The organism is Candidatus Pelagibacter sp. PS_43, from assembly GCF_059417795.1.
In genome coordinates, this window is record NZ_CM182066.1 from 835,218 (window position 1) to 854,549 (window position 19,332).

A 19,332-nucleotide genomic window follows, 5' to 3' on the forward strand; every position below is an offset into this window, starting at 1 on the left:
TTATTTATTTTGTAGTGAAAATTGAATTAAGTCTATATTTTTTGATTTGAACCCAGCTTCACAATATGAAAGGTAAAATTCCCACATTTTTTTAAATTTTAAATCAAAACCTTGTTTTTTAATTAAGTCCCATTTTTTATTAAATATTTCTCTCCAAACAATCAAAGTCTCCGAGTAATGGTTGGCATATGAATTATATTCATTAAATTTTAATCCATTTTTATCAACATAATTTTGTAATTCACTTTTTGAAGGCAAAAAACCACCTGGGAAAATATATTTTTGAATAAAGTCTTCTTTATTTTTGTATCGATCAAATAATTGGTCATCGATAGTTATTGCTTGAATAGCAGCCGTGCCAGAAGGTAACAAATTATTTTTAATAGTATTAAAATAACTATTCAAGTAATCTTGACCTACCGCTTCTATCATTTCAATTGATGCAATATGGTCATACTTAGCTTTCAAATCTCTATAATCTTTTAATTCTATATTAACTTTTTCGTTTAACCCGTATTTATGAATTCGTTCTTTAGCAAATTCAAATTGCCTTTGAGAAATGGTTATACAATCTAATTTAACATCGTAATTAGTGCCTAAGTACTCAGCAAAACCTCCCCAACCACATCCAATCTCTAGCACTCTACTCCCACTTGATGGTTGTAAAAGGTCTATTAGTTTTTGATATTTATTATTTTGTGCTTCAAATAAATCTTGATCAGGTTCTTTAAATATTGCACTTGAATAAGTTAACGATCTATCTAGCCATAAAGAAAAGAAATCATTACCAAGGTCATAATGCCTTGCAATATTCTCTTTACTTCTGGTTTTAGTATTTTTAACAAACTTTCTCTTTATATAATTAATAATAGTTAAATCTAGAATCCCTGAAAACTTGTAAATGATACCTATGTTACGAGCAGTTAATTCAATTAAATCTGAAAGGTTATTTGTTGTAAAAAATCCTTTCATGTAAGATTCGCCCAATCCCACGCTTCCATTCTTAATCAGGTTATAAATGAAACTTTCATCTTTAATTTCTAATGAAACTTTTAAAATTTCATTTGGATCACCAAACTTTAGGACTTCGCCATTCATTTTTATAACTTCAAGATGTCCGTGCTTAATATTTTTTAATAAGCTAAATACAATTAAATCTGACAGTTTATAAATGAACATTAATTTTCTATTGTAATATTATTTTTAATTTTAATTTTTTTTTGAATAAACTTTATCTTTTTTATCCACAATTTAAATGCCTCAAAATGTATCGCCACAATAACTTTAAATGTCATTAATGGGTGTTTTAAGTAAGACTTGATTAAAGATGCATTATTTAATTCACTTTTAATCCCATCTTGAGATGCATAAAGAATTTTACCTTCTGGGTCTTGTACATCAATTATTACTGAAATTTTATTTCCAGGTTTCAATATTCTAAAAAAATAAACACAATTCATATTTATAAAAGGAGAAACATGAAATTTCTTTTTACAAATTTGCTGTACTAAATTTTCATTTTTATTAACTTTAAAGATATAAACGTGTTGTTCACCAAACGTATTTTTGACTTCATGCATGATTGATATAAGATTTGATTTATTATCATATATATAAAAGACACTTAGTGGATTAAAAACATAACCAAATATTCTTGGATAACATAAAAGTTTAATTTGTACGTCTTCATACTCTTGATTATTTTTTTTAGATTATCTTTAACCCAATTTTCAACTGAGCTACCATCTCTTGGTCCATGATCTACATCAAAAAAACTAACGATATTGAATTTATTATATGAAAATATTTTTAAATTTTTTTGTAATATATCTAACTCAGCAAGATCAATTAGTAATGAAAATACTTTATATTTAAAACTATGAATGGTTGGCTTGAATCTTTTGTGTATTACAGAACCTGTATAAATATATGAGTTTTTAATCATTAAGTTTTTTTAGCATTTCAATAGAAGATTTTATTCCATCTTCATGAAAACCATAGCCAAAATAACTTCCACAAAACAATATATTTTCTTTATTTTGAATTTTATGTAGTTCACCTTGATTTAGTAATGCCTCTGCATCGTAATAGGGATGAGTAAACGATACCTTTTTAAAGATTTTTTTAACAGGTATTTCCTTAAATGGATTTAAGGTTAAAAAAATATTTCTATCAATCTCTAGGTTTTGTAACTGATTTAACCAATAGGTAACTGACGTCTTTTCAATATTATTTGGATCCATTGAAGAGTTCCATGAACACCAAGCTTTCTTGTTTTTTGGCATAACGCTCTCATCAAAATGAATAACAGCAATATTACTTTTATATTTAAAATTTTTTAAAATTAATTCCTCTTCTGATGTTGGGCTATCTATAATATTTAACGCTTCATCTGCATGTGTTGCAATTACAACTTTGTCATAATCAAAGAATTCATTTTCTTCACCATAAAAAACTTTAATACCTGTACTTTGTCTAGTTATTTTATTAATGTTATAATTTTTGAAATGTTGACCACTAATTTTTGAAATTATTTTATCAACATATGTTTTGCTCCGATTTGCAACCGTATACCATTGCGGTCTATTTTTTATTTTAAACAATCCATGGTTTTTAAAAAAACTTAAAAAGAACGTCAGTGGCATTTGTGAGGCTTCATAGGGAGGCATTGACCAAATTGCTGAAACCATAGGAATAATATGATAATTTATAAAATAATCTGAAATTTTTATTTCTTTAAGATAATTTCCTAGTGTTGTGGATTGTATTTTTGCAATATCCAATTTTTCACAGTTTTTATAAAAGCTAAGAATTTCAAAAAACATTTTGATAAATTTTAAATTAAATAAATTTTTTTTATTTGAAAAAATTCCTTTTAACCCTTTGCCACAGTATTCAATATTAGTGCCCTCAACAGTAACAGAAAATGACATATCACTTTTTTCTATTGCAATTTTATTTTCAGAAAAAAAATTGATTAGATTTGGGTAGGTATTTTTGTTAAATACCATAAATCCAATATCTACAGCTATTTCTTTGTTTTGTCCGTAATCAACTTTTATTGTATTTGCGTGACCACCAAACTGATTTTCTTTTTCGAATAAATCAACTTTATGTTTTTTAGATAAATAATATGCTGCACTTAAACCTGATATGCCAGCTCCAACTACAGCAATTTTCATTTTATAATATTTTTATTATGCTGCTGTCTCTTCGTATTCGTCCATTGAAGGACATGTACAAAATAAGTTTTTATCTCCATAAACATTATCTACTCTAGCAACTGGAGGCCAAAACTTAAATGATCTTAAAAATTCAGAAGGATAAGCTGCCTCTTCTCTTTCATATTTATGATCCCATGTATTTGAAGCTAATTCAACGTGCGTATGTGGCGCATTCTTTAACGGATTATCTAATTTATCAAAAGCACCTGATTTTATCTTATCTATTTCTTGTTTAATCTTAATCAGAGTATCGCAAAACCTATCAATCTCCTCTAAGCTTTCACTTTCTGTGGGCTCAATCATCATCGTTCCTGCAACAGGCCAAGACATAGTAGGTGCATGAAAACCATAATCTATTAATCGTTTTGCAATGTCTTCCTCTGTTATTCCTGTTTCAGTTTTTATTTGCCTGATATCAATAATACATTCATGTGCAACGTTGCCATTTTTGCCTTTGTATAAAATAGGAAAAGAGCTGTTTAATTTATAGGCAATGTAATTAGCATTTAAAATTGCAACTTCTGATGCCTTTCTCAAACCTTCCGATCCCATCATCTTCATGTACATCCAAGATATGGAAAGAATACTTGAACTACCCCATGGAGCTGCAGAAATTGCACCCACACCTGTTGCTGGTCCACAATCTTTTACAACTGAATGGTTAGGCAGAAATTTTTCTAAATGTTTTTTACAGGCGATTGGTCCCATTCCAGGTCCACCTCCACCATGAGGTATACAAAAAGTTTTATGTAAATTTATATGACAAACATCAGGCCCAAATTTCCCAGGCTTTGCTATTCCAACAAGTGCATTTAGATTGGCACCATCCATATAAACTTGTCCACCGTTACTATGTACAAGTTCACAAATATCTACTATCTTTTCTTCAAAGACACCATGTGTCGAAGGATAAGTAACCATCAATGCTGCTAGATTATCTTTATGTTTTTCAACTTTATTTTTTAAATCTTCAAAATCTACATTTCCATGACTATCACAACTGACAACTACAACTTTCATGCCAACCATTTGTGCACTAGCAGGGTTTGTTCCATGTGCTGAACTTGGAATTAAGCATATGTTTCTATTATGATCTCCATTGTTTTCATGAAATTTTCTAATCACCATAAGTCCTGCAAACTCTCCTTGAGCTCCAGCATTAGGTTGTAAAGATACACCTGAAAACCCAGTTATTGAACGTAGCCAATTTTTTAAATCAGTAAATAATGTTCTATATCCTTCCATCTGCTCTAAAGGTGCAAATGGATGTGGTTCTGAAAATTCTCTCCAAGTAACTGGAATCATTTCAGCAACTGCATTTAATTTCATTGTACATGATCCAAGAGCAATCATTGATCTGTTCAATGCTATATCAGAATCTTCTAATCTTTTTAGATATCTCAACATATCTGTTTCTGAATGATAACTATTAAACACTTTGTGTTGTAAAAATTTAGAAGTTCTTAATAAGTTTTTAGGAATATTGGTTAAATTTTCATTCATCTCTTCTTTGATAGTTTCTGAACAATTAAAAACTTTAAGCAATTGATTAGCACGATAAACATTTTTCTTTTCATCAAATGAAACTGCTAACATTTGAGAGTTTACTTTTCTTATGTTGATATTTTCTCTTAATGCGTTGTTATAAATACTGTCAGTTTTATCTAAAGTTTTGATAGTAACTGTATCAAAGAAGTGTTCTGAGTATAATTCATAGCCTGTCTGCTTTAGCTTATCTGAAAAGTTTTTTGCTAATTGAGATGTGTTGTTAGCAATTTTAAGAATTCCCTCTGGCCCATGATAAACTGCATAGGCTGCAGACACTATTGCTAGTAAAGCTTGAGCTGTACAAATATTACTTGTTGCTTTGTCTCTTCTTATATGTTGTTCACGAGTTTGTAGCGCAAGTCTGTATGCTTTTTTGCCATGACGATCTACCGATACCCCTATAATTCTTCCTGGCATTGATCTTTTATACTCATCTTTTGTTGCAAAAAATGCTGCATGGGGTCCACCGTAACCCATTGGAATTCCAAAACGTTGTGAGCTTCCAACTGCTATATCCGCACCAAGTTCAGCAGGTGTTTTTAGTTTGGCTAACGAAAGTAAATCACAAATTAAAACTGCCTTACCTTTATTCTTATGAATTTGACTGATTGCTTCACTTGGATCTTTAATATCACCTAAAGTTCCAGGGTATTGAATAATACCACAAACAATTTCACCTTTGATATCTTTATATTCATCTCCAACAATAACCTCTAAACCCATAGGTTCAGCTCTTGTTTTAATAACATCGACCGTTTGAGGGTGACAATCTTTTGATACAAATACTTTATTACTTTCATTTTTACTAACTCTGTAACTTAGTCCGACAGCTTCAGCTGCCGCAGTACCTTCATCAAGTAAAGAGGCGTTAGCTATATCCATTCCTGTAAAATCAATAATCATTTGTTGGAAATTTAAAAGCATTTCTAATCTACCTTGGGCTACTTCAGGTTGATATGGAGTATACGATGTATACCAGCCTGGATTTTCTAAAATATTTCTAAGAATTACATGTGGTGTAAAAGTTCCATAATACCCCATACCTATAAAGTTTGAATTAATTATATTTTTTTTTGAAATTTCTTTTAGTTTTCTTAAAGCTTCATATTCTGAATTAGGCTCACCAATTTCAAGACTTTCTTTAAGTAAGATTTTTTCTGGAACTGTTTTGTTTATTAGTTCATCCAAATTTTTAAATCCTAATTCTTTGAGCATAAAATTTTGTTCAGTATCAGATGGTCCAATATGTCTTTTAATAAAATCTTTTTGTGAAGCTTTAAGCATTTTTAATTACCACTTTCTTTTGCAAATTTATCGTATTCCTCTATATTCATTAGAGTATCCAACTCTGCCTTATCTTTAATTTTAAGCTTAAAAAACCAAGCTTCATTTTCTGGATCACTATTTATTTTACCTGGGTCATCAACAATTGCTTGATTGTTTTCAACTACTTCTCCAGAAACTGGGGTATAAACATCACTTGCAGCTTTTGTAGATTCAACCACTCCTGCATTACCGTCTTTTTCAACATTTGATCCTAGTTCAGGAAGTTCAACAAAAACAATATCTCCCAACATTTCTGTTGCATGTTGTGTAATCCCTATTGTGGCTATATCACCATCCATTTTAATCCATTCATGTTCTTTTGAAAATTTTACATCACTCATTAGTTTGCTCCTTTCACATAGCTTTTTTTATAAAATGGTAATTTACATATTTTAGCTGGGTATTTTTTACCTCTAACTTCTAATAAAATCTTTGTATCTAATTTAGCATACTCACTTTGTACATAACCAAGTGTAATTGGTTTTTGTATGCTTGGTCCAAAAGTTCCACTTGTTATTTCTCCTATAACTTCATTATTCTCATTAAACACTTTTGTTTTTTCTCGAGCTATAATTCTTTCTTCAGGAGCAATGCCTACTCTTAATTTTTTAGTACCTGATTTTATCTGACTATCAATTTTATCAAACCCTCTGAAACCACCATTCTCTAACCTTTTTTTAGAGATTGCCCATTTAAGATTTGCCTCAATTGGTGTTGTCTCTAGATCAATATCATGGCCATATAAACAAAGACCTGCTTCCAATCTTAAGGTATCTCTTGCACCCAAACCTATTAATTTTGCCCCTTTTAGTATTAAATTTTTAACTAAATCCTCTACTTTGTTATTGCCTATTGAAATTTCAAAACCATCTTCACCTGTATATCCAGATCTTGTTATATAAACTTTATCATCTGAGTAATTAAACCAATCACCATTCATAAAATTAAGATTATCAGGACCTGCAATGACTTCTTTTAAGATATTAGCAGCTTTAGGGCCCTGAATAGCAATGAGTGATAAATCAGAATTTAAAACCATTTCATATTTATTATTTAATAATTTTGCTATGATTTGATAATCTTCATTTTTGCAAGCTGCGTTCAAAATAATATTGTATCCTCCTTCTACTTTTGTGATAATCAAATCATCGTGAATAAAGGCTTCTTCATTCATTAAGAAACTATACTTGCTTTGATTTAAGGAGATATTTTTTAAATCTAAGGGAAAAATTTTTTCTAAATCTGCAGTTAATTCCTCGCCACCTTTAATAAAAAGTTGTCCCATGTGAGAAACATCAAATAATCCTGCATCTGATCTTGTGTATTTATGTTCCTCTACAATGCCTTCAGGATATTGTATCGGCATTTCATAGCCTGCAAATGGAACAAACTTTGCTCCATGCTTTTGATGTAAATTGTAAAGTTTAGTTTTTATATTTTCCATATTAACTTTTATACCCATCTGTATGTTTGCCTGAGAGTTTTGCTCCTTCGGCGAGAACTAAATCTCTTTCCAGAGTTAATATGGTACGGTCCTTTTTGCCTGAGAGATTCCTGGGTGGTTGCTCCTTCGGCGCTACATAGTGTAGTCTCTCCCGTATGTTGTGATAATCTATGAGTTGATGTTAAGAGTCAACTTCTAATTTTTTTTTACTTGGAAAAAGCAATGCATAAAATTGCAGTAATACTGCAAAAAGAATAATACTGCCTCCAATTAATGTAAATAATGATGATCTTTCACCTGCAAATAAAAATGCCCATATAGGTCCTAAAACAGATTCGGATAACATTATAATACCAACCATCGCAGAAGGAGTGCTTCGAGCACCCATAGTTATAAATATAAATCCAAATCCAACTTGAAAAAAACCTGCAGTAAATCCTAAAAAGATATCATTAGAGGAAATCATAAGTTTGTCTGATAACAAATATCCAATAATACATGAGCTTACACCCGCAATAAATTGTGCGGGCACCATATCGACATTGGGAAATTTTCTCACAATCATAATCAGAACAGCAAATGTAATAGGCATACTAAAAGCTGCTAAATTGCCAGACATTTCTCCTGGTGATAAAGAATTTCCAACCATTAACAAAACTCCAGTGATCGCAAGGATAATTGATACTAATGTTAAAGATGTAATTGTTTCTTTTAAGAATAAGTATCCAAATATTGCTAGAAACAATATTTGTGTTGAAATGATAAAATTAGTGTTTGCAACAGTTGTATTGTACATCGCAAAAACATATCCACAGAAACCCAAGGATAAAATAATTCCACCAAAAAACCCTGGCAATCCTGAGTCATAAAATGCCTTAAATAATTTTTGCTTATAAGTGATTACTAAAAACAACAAAATTGTTAATGAAAAAAATAATGACCGCCAAAATAATATTTGCCACAAAGTTGCACCCTCGAATGATTTTACAATCAAACCTCCAAAGCTTAAGCAGCATGCACCCATAAAAACGAGTATCGGGCCAGGAATTTTGCTAATTATTTTCATTTAAATATTTATTTGTATCAATCGTATATGCTTTAAATATATTTTGAGCTTCTGCAAGGCTTACTTCTTTAAATCTTATTTTAGATCCAGGTGTAAATTGACCAACTTGATCTAAATCTGCTGAAATAACAACTCCGATCTTTGGGTATCCTCCAATAGTTCCATGATCAGAAAGCATTATAATTGGGTTTCCATCAGCTGGGACCTGGATTACTCCTCTTACAAGACCTTCTGATTTAATATTTGTGTTAACGATATTTTCTAACTTAGGTCCAGTCAATCTAATGCCCATTCGATCTGCATCTTTAGTTACTGAAAACTCATCATTAAAAAAACTATCTTGTGATTTTTTTGAAAAATAATTGAAATTAGTACCTTTAATTATTCTAATTAAATTATCAGATCTTTCATTATAATTTATTTTATTTTTTTTATTTAATACAAGATCTTGATTATTAATTAGAATTTTATCTTGTAGTGAATATTTTTTACCATTGTTTGGACCAATATTTGCTTTTGTATTTATTGAATAACTATTCCAAATCTTTTGTAATTTAAAACCATTGCTAACTGATAAATATCCATAAGCAGTATTTTTGGTTGAGATTATATCTAATTGCTCTTCATCATCTAAAGTATAACTTTCATAACAAGTGCCGTCTTCTATTGAACCATCTTTTTTAATAATCTTAAAAATTACATCACCAGTGATACAAAAATTAATTGAACCATTTTTTAATTTTAAGAGAGGGCCTTGATAAGCAAACTCTATAACTGCTTCATTTAACGAATTGTTTACAAGTTTATTACTTAAAACATAGTTTCTTTGATCAATTGCACCACTAATTGTAATGCCTAAGTGATACATATGATTTCTTCCAATATCTTGGATTGTTGTATTAACTCCTGCTCTTAAAACTTCAAAATATGTATTACTCATTCCAATTTAAATATTCTTCTTTAGATATTTGATAAAAACTAACTCTATCTCCAGGTTTAATTAAAGCAGGTTCTTTGCTGTTTAAATTATCAAAAATTTTTTCAGGGGTATTGCCTATAATGTTCCATCCTCCAGGGCTTTCAAAAGTATAAATGTTTACAAACTGCTCGGTTATTCCAACTGAACCTTTTGGAACTTGTAATCTTGGTGTCTCTAAACGATTACATCTAATGTCCTTATTTATATCTCCTAAAAAAGGCATACCCGCAATAAATCCTGTCATATAACAAAAGTATTCTTTATTTAGACTTAAGTTTAAAATTTCTTCTTTCGAGAGTTTAGTTATTTTTGAAATTCTATTAAAATCTAGACCAAATTCATCATCACAACAAACAGCAATCTTAATTTTTTTAAAATTATTCTTGGTTTGATTTTTAACATCTAATGCTAAAATTTTTTCTTTAACTTCGTTAAATGTAGTTTGAGACAAATCAAAATTGATGATTAATTTATTATAGGAAGGGATAATATTATTTATTCCAGTAATTTCATTTGTTTCAACTAACTTTGAGATTTCATTAAAATAACAAATTACATTTGAATTTATTTGTTCATTTACGTCTGATCCGAAATCACAATATACTGATGCGTCACCAAGATTTGATATATTTTTGATCATAGCATGTTATACTCCAAGGTATAGGTTATGGAAATTAATATCAATTGCGACTTAGGTGAAAAATCAAAATTTCATTCAATAGAAAATGATCCTGCTTTATTAGATATTATAAATTCAGCAAATGTTGCTTGTGGTTATCATGCTGGAGACAATGATACAATGAGAATGGTTGTCCAAATTTCAAAAAAAAATGGAGTAAGTATTGGAGCCCATCCTTCATTTAATGATCCAGAAAATTTTGGAAGAAAAAGAATGAATTTAAATTCATCTGAAATTTCAAAACTTATTATTGACCAATTTCAAACTCTAAATAAAATTGCTCAAGAGTATGGTGAAAAGGTTACTCATATAAAGCCACATGGTGCGTTAAATAATATGGCTTGTGAAGACTTAGAGCTTGCAACACTATTAGCAAAAACTATCTATCAAATTGATAAAGAAATAATCTATCTAGTGCCAACTGGATCTAAAATGGAAATAGCTGCAAAAAAACTCAATATGAAAATTGCATGTGAAATATTTGCAGATAGAAACTATGAAGATAATGGAAATTTAGTTTCTAGAAAAAAACCTCACGCTTTAATAATCAACCCAGAACAAGCAAAAAAACACGTATTAAGTATGGTAAAAAATCAGTCGCTTAATTGTCACAGTGGTAAGCAAATACCTTGTGAAATAGACTCTGTTTGCATACATGGGGATAATGAAAGTTCATTAGCTACTGCAAAATCAATTAAAAAAAATTTAATAGATAATGGACTTAAACTAAAACCACTTAACCTAATGAAAAAATTTATATAATTGTGAAAAATATTTTTGTTACTCTTTCTGTTTTAATTTTATTATTAACAAATTCTTATGCCGCTGGGTCTAGTAGTGACAGTTCTAGCAAAGTAAAATCAAATTATGATAAGGCAGTTACGATTATTAAAGCTGCAAAAAAATATGAAAAACAAGGTAAAACCAAAAAAGCCAACAAAAAATATGAAAAAGCTTTAGATCTTTTGGTTGCATCTAATAAAGAAAAACCAAATAAAGCTGATACTCTCAATTATCTTGGTTTTACAACAAGAAAGCTTGGAGATTATGCTGGAGGTGAAAAATATTATTTACAAGGACTTTCTATAGAACCCAACCACAATGGAATTAATGAATACTTGGGTGAACTTTATGTTGTTACTAACAGAATTGATTTAGCAAAAGAAAGACTTGATGTGTTAAAATCATGTAATTGTGAAGAATATGAAGAACTTAAAGCAATAATTGATGGTGGAAAAAAATCTAAATATTAGTTTTAATTATTTCGTGATGATCTGTCCTAAAATCAATTTAAGAAATTGTATGTCTTATTAAGCCTTTAATATATTGATTTATTATAGATTTTTACTATTATTCAATCATCTTGATTGAAGAAGGCATAATACTACTCCAAATTATCTTTATAGATATTATCCTAGCTGCAGATAACGCTATAATTATAGCTTTAATCGCAGCTAACTTCGTTCCAAAAAATAGAAAACAAATAATTCTCTGGGGTGTTGTGGGCGCATTAGTTTTTAAAGTTATTTTTGCATTATTTGCCACTTATTTATTTGAATTCTATTATATAAAAATTTTAGGTGGGTTGCTTCTAATTTGGATTGCTAACGATTTGAGAAAAGATTTAGTCGAGATGAAAAATAAAATAAAATCTCCAGTTAAAAAATCTACTGAACCATCTTATATACAAAGTGTTTACAAGGTATTATTTGCAGATATTACAATTAGTTTTGATAATGTCATTGGGGTAGTTGGGGCTTCTAAAGGTTACTTTGGTTTTATGATTTTTGGTCTTGTTTTATCTGTGGTTCTAACTGGTGCATTAGCTACTTATTTAGCTAACTATATTCAAAAGCATATTTGGATAGCATATGTTGGTTTATTTTTTATATTAATAGTTGGACTGCAATTAATCATTGGTGGATTGAATGATTATGGAGTCTTGTCAATAAATCAAACTTTTCAAAAATATTTTTAATTAACTTCAAATATTTTTCCATAACCTTTAACAATATTTTTGTTACCAACTAAATTCAAAGCATCCCATATCAATGTTTGATTGCTTGATAAAACGACTTTATTCAATTCTTTTTCAAGCTTATCAATAATTGATAAAACTGGTAAAGCTGTGCATGAAACAAACAAGGCTTCGCTTTCACTTAAATCAATTTTTGATAATACATCGAATAAATGTTCTTCTTCAACCTTGCCAATATCAAGATCCGATGCAATATCAAAATATGTTAAAGAGTTAACAGTAATATTTTGATCTTTAAAATAATTCAAAACTGTGTCGTTTATTGTTTTTGTATATGGGGTAAATACAGATATCTTTTTTATGTTCAGTTTTTTGAGAGCTTTAATTGCTGATGTAATGGGAGTTGTAACTTTTGCCTCTGGCTTTGCTGCATTGATTTTTGTCTTAATCACTTCATACCCAGCAGCAACAGTTCCTGAAGTGCATCCATAAGCAACACAATCTATTTTTTGATCAGGTAAAATATCATTTGTCACCTCTGTAATATCATCTGCCATTTTAGCTAATGTTTCATTAGTTAATGGGTTGTAGCAATGTATTCTATTAACGTAGAGATCTATATCTCTACCATAAATCACATTATTAAAGTCTTTTTCAATTCTAAAATCACTACCTAGGGCTATTAAACCTATTCTAGGGTTGGCTTTAGATATGAACTTTGGGTCAATTTTATTTAGTTTCATTGATAATCTCTATAAAGGTCGATTAAATATATATTGATTAAATAGTCTAGCTAAAATAATGTTTATATAAAGCGATACATAACTCGTCGTTATTCAAAAAATACGAAAGCGGGATCAGTCGTCTTTAAATTTAATTATTTAGGGAGGTTTGAATGAAATTTGGATATTTTTGTAACACTACCAATTGGGACCATAAACCATACACACAATTACTTGATGAAACTAAAGAGATAACTGAATATTGCGATAAAAATGATTGGGACTCTATTTGGTATACAGAGCATCATTTTAATCATGAGGGAATGGAGTCTTGTACTAATCCATTAATGATGGGTGCAGATGCTGCAGCTAGAACTAAAAAAATTAGAATAGGTCAAGCTTGTAACGTAATTACATTTCATAACCCAATACGTTTAGCAGAAGACATAGCATTATTGGATCAACTTTCAAACGGCAGAGTAGAAGTTGGTATTGGCAGAGGAATATATGGAAGAGAAGCGATAAATATGAATAAAGAGGCTGATCTAAAAGATCAGGCTAAAAATTTTCGTTTGTTTGATGAGACTCTAACTATTATGAAAAAAGCTTGGACAGAAAAGTTTTTTAGTCACAAAGGTGAATTTTATACTTACCCTACTCCTGGTTTTGTTTGGCAACATGATATGAGTCCACCAAGTAAAGAATTTCTAGATATCAAAACTAATGAAATAAAAAAAATAAGTATTGTGCCTAAACCAAAACAGTATCCACATCCTCCAATATGGCAGGTGGTAGATGGAGCAAGATCAATTGAATGGGCTGCACAAAATGGTTTAAATACAATAATGTGGATACCAACTGTAAAAGCATTGAAAACTAGATTTGAAATATATCGAGATGCAAAATCTAAAGCTGAAAATAGAGATGTTCCGCTTGGAGAAGGTATTTCTTTAGTAAGAGATATGTTTGTTGCAGAAACTATGGAAGAAGCAGAAAAATTAGCAGGTGAACATATTATAAAATATATGAAATGGGTTTGTCACTGGAGAGGCTTAGGAAATCATATGGATCCAGGAGAAGAACTACCAGAAACAAAACATAAATTAGATTTACTTAATTATGATTTTCTACATAAAAGAAACTTATTATTTGGAACACCAGAATATGTTGTTAATAAAATAAATGAATTAAAATCAGAATTAAATTTACAAAATCTTCAAGTTTGGTCTAATTTTCCTGGAATAGATCATGAAGCTTGCATGAGAAGTATAAAACTGTTTAATGATGAGGTTATACCAAAGATTAATCTAGATAATTCAAGTATAGAAAAGGCAAGTTAGTGAAATTAGAGCTTAGAAAGTTTACAAAATTTGTAGATAAAACTTTTATCGAAGGTGGCAAGGAAGCTAAAGAGCCAGTTTTGATGGTTTCTGTTGCAGCTGTATTCAAAAATCCATGGCATGGAAAAGGCTTTGTTGAAGATTTAAAACCAATTATTTTAGATTTGGCACCTAAATTAGGTGATATTTTAGTTCCAGAGTTAATAAAAGAGATTGGATCACCTGAAAAAATTTTAGCCTATGGAAAGGCAGGTACTGTCGGGCTTGATGGTGAAATTGAGCATGCTTCAGCATTTATTCATACTTTAAGATTTGGAAATAAATTTAGAGATGCGGTTGGTGGAACTTCTTACTTAAGTTTTACCAATACCAGAGGTCCAGCTGGATCCAAAATTTCTATTCCAATGATGCATAAAACAGATTCAGGTCTAAGGCCTTATTATTTAACTCATGAATTTACGATTCATGATGCTCCTTTTGATGATGAGATAGTTATAGCAATTGGTGGGGCCTCAACAGGTAGAGCTCATGCTAGAACAGGTGATCGTTATCAAGACATGAAAGAAATGGGATTAGATCCTAAATAAATTAATGTTTCAAAATTTTGATCCAAATCAAAATTATTATTCATTTAATGATAAAAATACAGTTCCTGTGGTTTTTATTCATGGAGTTGGACTTGATCAACGGATGTGGGAACCTCAAATTGAAGCTTTTAAAGAATATTCAATAATTACATATGATTTATTGGGACATGGCAAGACTATTCTCAATAAAGATGATGTAACATTAGATGATTTTTCGAACCAACTAAAATCGATATTAGAATTTTTAAAAGTGGATAAGATTAATCTTGTCGGTTTTTCTTTAGGCTCTTTAATTGCACTAAATTTTGCCTCTAAATTTCAAGACAAACTAAACAGTCTTGTTGTAATGGGTACAACATATAAAAGAAGCTTGGAACAAAGGTCTTTGGTTATAGAGAGATTTGAACAGGCTAAATTAAACAAACCTATTTCAAAGCAAGCCCTAAAAAGATGGTTTACCGATCAATACTTAAATGACCATCCAGAAACTTATAATCAATTTATAAAAATTTTGACAAAAAATAAAAAAGATCATTTAAATTTTTTAAAAGCATACAAGTTATTTGCTTATCATGAGGATAATGCAGATATAATTAATAATATTAAAACTAGGACCCTTGTGATGACAGGGTCAAATGACTCAGGATCTACTGTTGAGATGTCAAAATCCTTATGTGAAGATTTAATAAACTCAAGTTTTATTGAGATAAATAATGGAAAACATCTTTGTAGTATAGAGTGTGCAGATGATGTTAATATCAATCTTAAAAATTTTATTAATAGATAAATGACAAAAATTCAAAACTTTAAAATGTATATAAATGGACTGTGGGTTAATTCAGAGTCTGGAAAAACAATAGAAACTGTAAACCCAGAAAATAACGAAGTTTGGGCAACTGTTCCTGAAGCTAACGAGAAAGATGTAGATAAAGCAGTTAAGGCTGCACAAAATGCTTTTGAAAAATCTTGGTCAAACTTACACCCAAGAGAAAGAGCTAAGTATTTAAGATCTCTTGCAGATCAATTAAGATTAAACGCCAAACATCTTGGAACTATAGAAACAATTGATACTGGTAAACTTTTTAGAGAAACAAAAACACAAGCTAACTATATTGCTGAGTATTATGATTATTTTGCTGGACTGGCCGATAAAGTTGAAGGAACAGTTGTACCAATTGATAAACCAGACATGCAAGTTACGACTACTAGAATACCTATTGGTGTTGTTGCAGCGATAATTCCTTGGAACTCCCAAATGTTATTAACTGCAGTAAAACTAGCACCCGCATTAGCAATGGGTAATACTGTTGTGATAAAAGCTTCTGAACTAGCGCCTGTAACATTATTAGAGTTTGCAAAACTAGTTGAAAAATCAGGTATACCCAAAGGTGTTGTAAATATAATTACTGGTCTAGGTGAGCCTTGTGGTAAAGCTCTAACTACACATGACCTTGTAGAAAGAATTGCTTTTACAGGTGGTCCTGAAACTGCAAAACATATTGTTAAAAATTCTGCAGAAAATTTATCACAGGTAAGCTTAGAACTTGGTGGAAAAAGCCCTGTTGTCGTATTCGATGATGCCGAGCAAGAGAACGCACTAAATGGAATTACTGCTAGTATTTTTGGTGCAAGCGGTCAAAGCTGTATTGCAGGATCACGACTTTACATTCAATCTAAAATTTATAATGACTTTTTAAATAAGCTAATAGCAAAAGCTGAAAAAATAAAATTAGGAGCTCCTATGGATAATGAAACTCAAATGGGACCTTTAAATAGTTATAAACAACTAGAAAATATAGAAAAAAATATCAAAGCTACTGTTGAGCAAGGTGGGAAAATTCGGTGTGGAGGTAAAAGATCTAATATATCAAATAAAGGTTATTATTTTCCAGCTACAATTATTGAATGTAAAAATCATAATTTACCTACAGCAGAAAATGAATTGTTTGGTCCTATCTTATCTGTGATGAAATTTGAAACAGAAGATGAGGTTATTAAATTGATGAATGATAACAAATATGGTTTATCGTCTGGTGTTTTTACGTCTAATTTTGGAAGAGGTATTAGAGTTTCAAAAGCAATTAGAGCTGGAATAACTTTTGTAAATACTTATAGATTAATATCTCCGATGGCACCATTTGGTGGAATTAAAGATAGCGGATATGGCAAAGAAGCAGGAATAGAGTCGATTAAAGAGTATACAAGAATTAAGACCACATGGTTGAATTCATCTGATAAACCGATGTCTGATCCATTTACAATGGGCTAATATTTGACTGTCAGACATTATTTTTTAGTTTTATTTATCATGTTTCTTTTTGGAAGTTCTTATCCAATTAATAAACTTGCATTAAACACATCTTTAACACCTATATTGGCAGCTTCTTTAAGAATGTTAATACTTTTTGTATGTCTTGCTCCTTTTTGCAAATTTAAAATTCCAAGTAAAAAATATCATCTACCTTTATTAGGATTTTCTTTATCAATGGGTTTTGGTGTTTTTATTTTTTTAAATCTGTCTTTACAAAAGGCAACTATGGTTGCACCTATTATTATTGGAGCACAACTTGCAATTCCTTTTGCAATACTTTCTAGTTCTATTTTTTTAGGTGAAAAAGTTTCTTTTAAAATGTGGTTTTTAATTTTTATTTCTTTTTTTGGAATTTTTCTTATTGGATATGATCCAAATTTAAAAAGTGAAATTTTTGCAATTTTTCTATGTGCTATTTCTGCTTTTTTCTATGGTGTTGCAAATGTGTTTTCTAGATATATCAAAGATATAGATGTGAAATTAACAAACACAGTTATGGGCTTTACTGGTTTTATACTGCTTTTTCTTTTTTCCATTTTTTTTGAAGGAAATACAGTTTATCAATTACTAAATATTGATTTTTATACTTGGCTTTTATTACTCCATAATGGGGTGATGGTTTCTGTAATTGCACACACCTCATTATTTTATTTATATAAGTTTTATTCAGTAAACAAAATTATGCCCTTTTATTCTTTATTTCCTGTATTTGGCCTAATACTAACCTTCTTTATATTCGGAGAAATCCCAACTCTACTTAGTGCGATTGGTGGTTTAATTATAATATTTTCCGTATATAGGCTTCAAAAAATTAGATAATTCTCCTATTGAAAATTTATTTAAATAGTCTTTAATTTGGTTTTTATAAATCGTTAACAATTAAAGAGGAAAATAATGAAAAAACTATTTATTGCTGCATTTATATTCGTTTCTACTTTTTCAACGAATATATTCGCAGAAGTTAAAATGGGAATCATTTTAGGATTTACTGGTCCTATTGAATCTCTAACACCAGCTATGGCTGCATCTGCAGAGCTTGCATTTAAAGAAGCTTCTGACTCAGGTTCACTTTTAGGTGGAGAAACTATTTCAGTAGTAAGAGCAGATTCAACTTGTGTTGACTCAGCTGCAGCAACAGCAGCAGCCGAAGGTGTTATCTCACAAGGTGTTGCAGCTATCATGGGTGCTGACTGTTCAGGTGTAACTGGTGCTATTGCATCAAATGTTGCTGTACCAAATGGTGTAGTAATGATTTCACCTTCAGCAACATCTCCAGGATTAACAACTTTAGATGATAAAGGGTTCTTTTTTAGAACAGCTCCATCTGATGCTAGAGGTGGTCAAATTTTAGCTGATATTACTAAAGATAGAAGAATTAAAAGTGTAGCAATTACTTACACTAATAATGATTATGGTAAAGGGTTAGCAGATGTTTATGAAGCAGCAGTAAAAGCTCATGGCATTAAAGTAACAACTGTTTCAGCTCATGAAGATGGAAAAGCAGATTACTCTTCTGAAGTTGCAACTTTAGCTGCAGCTGGTGGAGACGCAGTGGCTGTTATAGGTTATCTAGACCAAGGTGGAAAAGGAATTATACAAGGTTCTTTAGACTCTGGTGCATTTGATAAATTTATTTTATCTGATGGTATGATTGGTGACTCATTAACTGATGCTTTTGGTAAAGATCTAAATAAATCTTTTGGTTCAATACCGGGTTCTATGAATAAAAAAACTGCAGGTACATTTGAAACTGTTGCTAAAGCAGCAGGAATTGATTCTTCTGGACCGTACACTGGTGAATCTTATGATGCAGCTGCATTGATTGTTCTTGCAATGCAAGCAGGTGGATCAGCTGATAGAGCTTCAATTGCTAAGAATGTAATGGATGTTGCTAATGCACCAGGAACTAAAATTTATCCTGGCGAACTTAAAAAAGGTTTGGATTTATTAGCAAAAGGTAAAAAAGTTGACTACGAAGGTGCAACTGGAGTTACTTTTACTGATGTCGGTGAAGCTACTGGATCATTTCTAGAAAAAGAAATCAAAGGTGGAAAATTTAAAAATAAAAAACAAAGATAATTAATATTTTTTTTAGAACCCCTAGCGATGAAAATTGTTAGGGGTTTTT

18 protein-coding genes, 1 pseudogene and 1 riboswitch are annotated in these 19,332 nt (G+C 30.3%); of the genes and pseudogenes, 9 read left to right on the top strand and 10 right to left on the bottom strand.

Annotation, left to right across the window (positions count from 1 at the left end):
- The 9 genes and pseudogenes from AC5SLL_RS04610 to AC5SLL_RS04650 form a co-directional block, all read right to left on the bottom strand.
- Nucleotides 1–1,179 carry a class I SAM-dependent methyltransferase gene (locus AC5SLL_RS04610; RefSeq protein WP_494586265.1) on the bottom strand — a complete coding sequence of 393 codons (1,179 nt, stop codon included), beginning with the start codon at nucleotides 1,177–1,179 and terminating at the stop codon, nucleotides 1–3.
- Nucleotides 1,179–1,945, bottom strand: a pseudogene (locus AC5SLL_RS04615) (DUF1365 domain-containing protein). Before AC5SLL_RS04615 ends, AC5SLL_RS04610 begins: the two are co-directional and overlap by 1 nt.
- On the bottom strand, nucleotides 1,938–3,182 hold the full coding sequence (locus AC5SLL_RS04620) for an NAD(P)/FAD-dependent oxidoreductase (RefSeq protein ID WP_494586266.1): 1,245 nt from the start codon (nucleotides 3,180–3,182) through the stop codon (nucleotides 1,938–1,940). The pseudogene AC5SLL_RS04615 and the gene AC5SLL_RS04620 overlap by 8 nt, the downstream one beginning before the upstream one ends.
- Nucleotides 3,183–3,197: 15 nt before the next feature.
- A complete protein-coding gene (gcvP, locus tag AC5SLL_RS04625; RefSeq protein ID WP_494586267.1) occupies nucleotides 3,198–6,056 on the bottom strand; it encodes an aminomethyl-transferring glycine dehydrogenase in 2,859 nt (952 codons plus the stop codon).
- A gap of 2 nt (nucleotides 6,057–6,058) precedes the next feature.
- The gene (gene gcvH / locus AC5SLL_RS04630; protein ID WP_494586268.1) at nucleotides 6,059–6,439 is read right to left on the bottom strand and encodes a glycine cleavage system protein GcvH; all 381 of its coding nucleotides are present in this window, start codon (nucleotides 6,437–6,439) and stop codon (nucleotides 6,059–6,061) included.
- Nucleotides 6,439–7,542, bottom strand: a complete 1,104-nt coding sequence (gene gcvT / locus AC5SLL_RS04635; protein ID WP_494586269.1) for a glycine cleavage system aminomethyltransferase GcvT — start codon at nucleotides 7,540–7,542, stop codon at nucleotides 6,439–6,441. Before gcvT ends, gcvH begins: the two co-directional genes overlap by 1 nt.
- Nucleotides 7,543–7,618: 76 nt before the next feature.
- A riboswitch (glycine riboswitch) is annotated at nucleotides 7,619–7,706 on the bottom strand.
- A gap of 17 nt (nucleotides 7,707–7,723) precedes the next feature.
- Nucleotides 7,724–8,608: a DMT family transporter gene (locus tag AC5SLL_RS04640; protein WP_494572791.1), complete on the bottom strand. Its 885-nt coding sequence runs from the start codon at nucleotides 8,606–8,608 to the stop codon at nucleotides 7,724–7,726.
- Nucleotides 8,595–9,548: a 5-oxoprolinase subunit C family protein gene (locus AC5SLL_RS04645; protein ID WP_494586270.1), complete on the bottom strand. Its 954-nt coding sequence runs from the start codon at nucleotides 9,546–9,548 to the stop codon at nucleotides 8,595–8,597. The genes AC5SLL_RS04640 and AC5SLL_RS04645 overlap by 14 nt, the downstream gene beginning before the upstream one ends.
- Nucleotides 9,541–10,227, bottom strand: a complete 687-nt coding sequence (locus AC5SLL_RS04650) for a 5-oxoprolinase subunit B family protein (protein ID WP_494586271.1) — start codon at nucleotides 10,225–10,227, stop codon at nucleotides 9,541–9,543. Before AC5SLL_RS04650 ends, AC5SLL_RS04645 begins: the two co-directional genes overlap by 8 nt.
- 27 nt (nucleotides 10,228–10,254) lie before the next feature.
- On the opposite strand from AC5SLL_RS04650, the gene AC5SLL_RS04655 reads away from it, so the two are divergent.
- From AC5SLL_RS04655 to AC5SLL_RS04665, 3 genes are all read left to right on the top strand, one after another.
- Nucleotides 10,255–11,028 (top strand): 5-oxoprolinase subunit PxpA, encoded by a 774-nt coding sequence (locus AC5SLL_RS04655; RefSeq protein ID WP_494586272.1) that lies wholly within the window; start codon nucleotides 10,255–10,257, stop codon nucleotides 11,026–11,028.
- Nucleotides 11,029–11,030: 2 nt separating this feature from the next.
- Complete coding sequence (locus AC5SLL_RS04660) at nucleotides 11,031–11,519, top strand: tetratricopeptide repeat protein (RefSeq protein WP_494586273.1); 489 nt, start codon at nucleotides 11,031–11,033, stop codon at nucleotides 11,517–11,519.
- 110 nt (nucleotides 11,520–11,629) lie between these two features.
- Nucleotides 11,630–12,244, top strand: a complete 615-nt coding sequence (locus AC5SLL_RS04665; protein ID WP_271516633.1) for a YjbE family putative metal transport protein — start codon at nucleotides 11,630–11,632, stop codon at nucleotides 12,242–12,244.
- Here AC5SLL_RS04665 and AC5SLL_RS04670 read toward each other — a convergent pair.
- Complete coding sequence (locus AC5SLL_RS04670) at nucleotides 12,241–12,987, bottom strand: aspartate racemase/maleate isomerase family protein (RefSeq protein WP_271516635.1); 747 nt, start codon at nucleotides 12,985–12,987, stop codon at nucleotides 12,241–12,243. The genes AC5SLL_RS04665 and AC5SLL_RS04670 overlap by 4 nt on opposite strands.
- A 152-nt stretch (nucleotides 12,988–13,139) precedes the next feature.
- Between AC5SLL_RS04670 and AC5SLL_RS04675 the strand changes: the two genes are divergently transcribed.
- The 6 genes from AC5SLL_RS04675 (at nucleotide 13,140) to AC5SLL_RS04700 (ending at nucleotide 19,283) form a co-directional block, all read left to right on the top strand.
- Complete coding sequence (locus AC5SLL_RS04675; protein ID WP_494586274.1) at nucleotides 13,140–14,306, top strand: LLM class flavin-dependent oxidoreductase; 1,167 nt, start codon at nucleotides 13,140–13,142, stop codon at nucleotides 14,304–14,306.
- Complete coding sequence (locus AC5SLL_RS04680; RefSeq protein ID WP_494579283.1) at nucleotides 14,306–14,893, top strand: amino acid synthesis family protein; 588 nt, start codon at nucleotides 14,306–14,308, stop codon at nucleotides 14,891–14,893. The genes AC5SLL_RS04675 and AC5SLL_RS04680 overlap by 1 nt, the downstream gene beginning before the upstream one ends.
- A 4-nt stretch (nucleotides 14,894–14,897) precedes the next feature.
- Nucleotides 14,898–15,680 carry an alpha/beta fold hydrolase gene (locus AC5SLL_RS04685; RefSeq protein WP_494586275.1) on the top strand — a complete coding sequence of 261 codons (783 nt, stop codon included), beginning with the start codon at nucleotides 14,898–14,900 and terminating at the stop codon, nucleotides 15,678–15,680.
- Entirely contained in the window at nucleotides 15,681–17,162 is a 1,482-nt protein-coding gene (locus AC5SLL_RS04690; protein ID WP_494586276.1) for an aldehyde dehydrogenase, read from the top strand.
- A 3-nt stretch (nucleotides 17,163–17,165) separates the two neighbouring features.
- Nucleotides 17,166–18,023: a DMT family transporter gene (locus AC5SLL_RS04695; protein ID WP_494586277.1), complete on the top strand. Its 858-nt coding sequence runs from the start codon at nucleotides 17,166–17,168 to the stop codon at nucleotides 18,021–18,023.
- A gap of 75 nt (nucleotides 18,024–18,098) precedes the next feature.
- Nucleotides 18,099–19,283, top strand: a complete 1,185-nt coding sequence (locus AC5SLL_RS04700) for an ABC transporter substrate-binding protein (protein WP_494586278.1) — start codon at nucleotides 18,099–18,101, stop codon at nucleotides 19,281–19,283.
- Nucleotides 19,284–19,332 lie beyond the last annotated feature (49 nt).

Coding starts and splice junctions, on each gene's coding strand:
- AC5SLL_RS04610 (WP_494586265.1), bottom strand. CDS start 1,179: ATGTTCATTTATAAACTGTCAGATTTAATTGTATTTAGCTTATTAAAA.
- AC5SLL_RS04620 (WP_494586266.1), bottom strand. CDS start 3,182: ATGAAAATTGCTGTAGTTGGAGCTGGCATATCAGGTTTAAGTGCAGCA.
- gcvP (WP_494586267.1), bottom strand. CDS start 6,056: ATGCTTAAAGCTTCACAAAAAGATTTTATTAAAAGACATATTGGACCA.
- gcvH (WP_494586268.1), bottom strand. CDS start 6,439: ATGAGTGATGTAAAATTTTCAAAAGAACATGAATGGATTAAAATGGAT.
- gcvT (WP_494586269.1), bottom strand. CDS start 7,542: ATGGAAAATATAAAAACTAAACTTTACAATTTACATCAAAAGCATGGA.
- AC5SLL_RS04640 (WP_494572791.1), bottom strand. CDS start 8,608: ATGAAAATAATTAGCAAAATTCCTGGCCCGATACTCGTTTTTATGGGT.
- AC5SLL_RS04645 (WP_494586270.1), bottom strand. CDS start 9,548: ATGAGTAATACATATTTTGAAGTTTTAAGAGCAGGAGTTAATACAACA.
- AC5SLL_RS04650 (WP_494586271.1), bottom strand. CDS start 10,227: ATGATCAAAAATATATCAAATCTTGGTGACGCATCAGTATATTGTGAT.
- AC5SLL_RS04655 (WP_494586272.1), top strand. CDS start 10,255: ATGGAAATTAATATCAATTGCGACTTAGGTGAAAAATCAAAATTTCAT.
- AC5SLL_RS04670 (WP_271516635.1), bottom strand. CDS start 12,987: ATGAAACTAAATAAAATTGACCCAAAGTTCATATCTAAAGCCAACCCT.
- AC5SLL_RS04675 (WP_494586274.1), top strand. CDS start 13,140: ATGAAATTTGGATATTTTTGTAACACTACCAATTGGGACCATAAACCA.
- AC5SLL_RS04685 (WP_494586275.1), top strand. CDS start 14,898: ATGTTTCAAAATTTTGATCCAAATCAAAATTATTATTCATTTAATGAT.
- AC5SLL_RS04690 (WP_494586276.1), top strand. CDS start 15,681: ATGACAAAAATTCAAAACTTTAAAATGTATATAAATGGACTGTGGGTT.
- AC5SLL_RS04700 (WP_494586278.1), top strand. CDS start 18,099: ATGAAAAAACTATTTATTGCTGCATTTATATTCGTTTCTACTTTTTCA.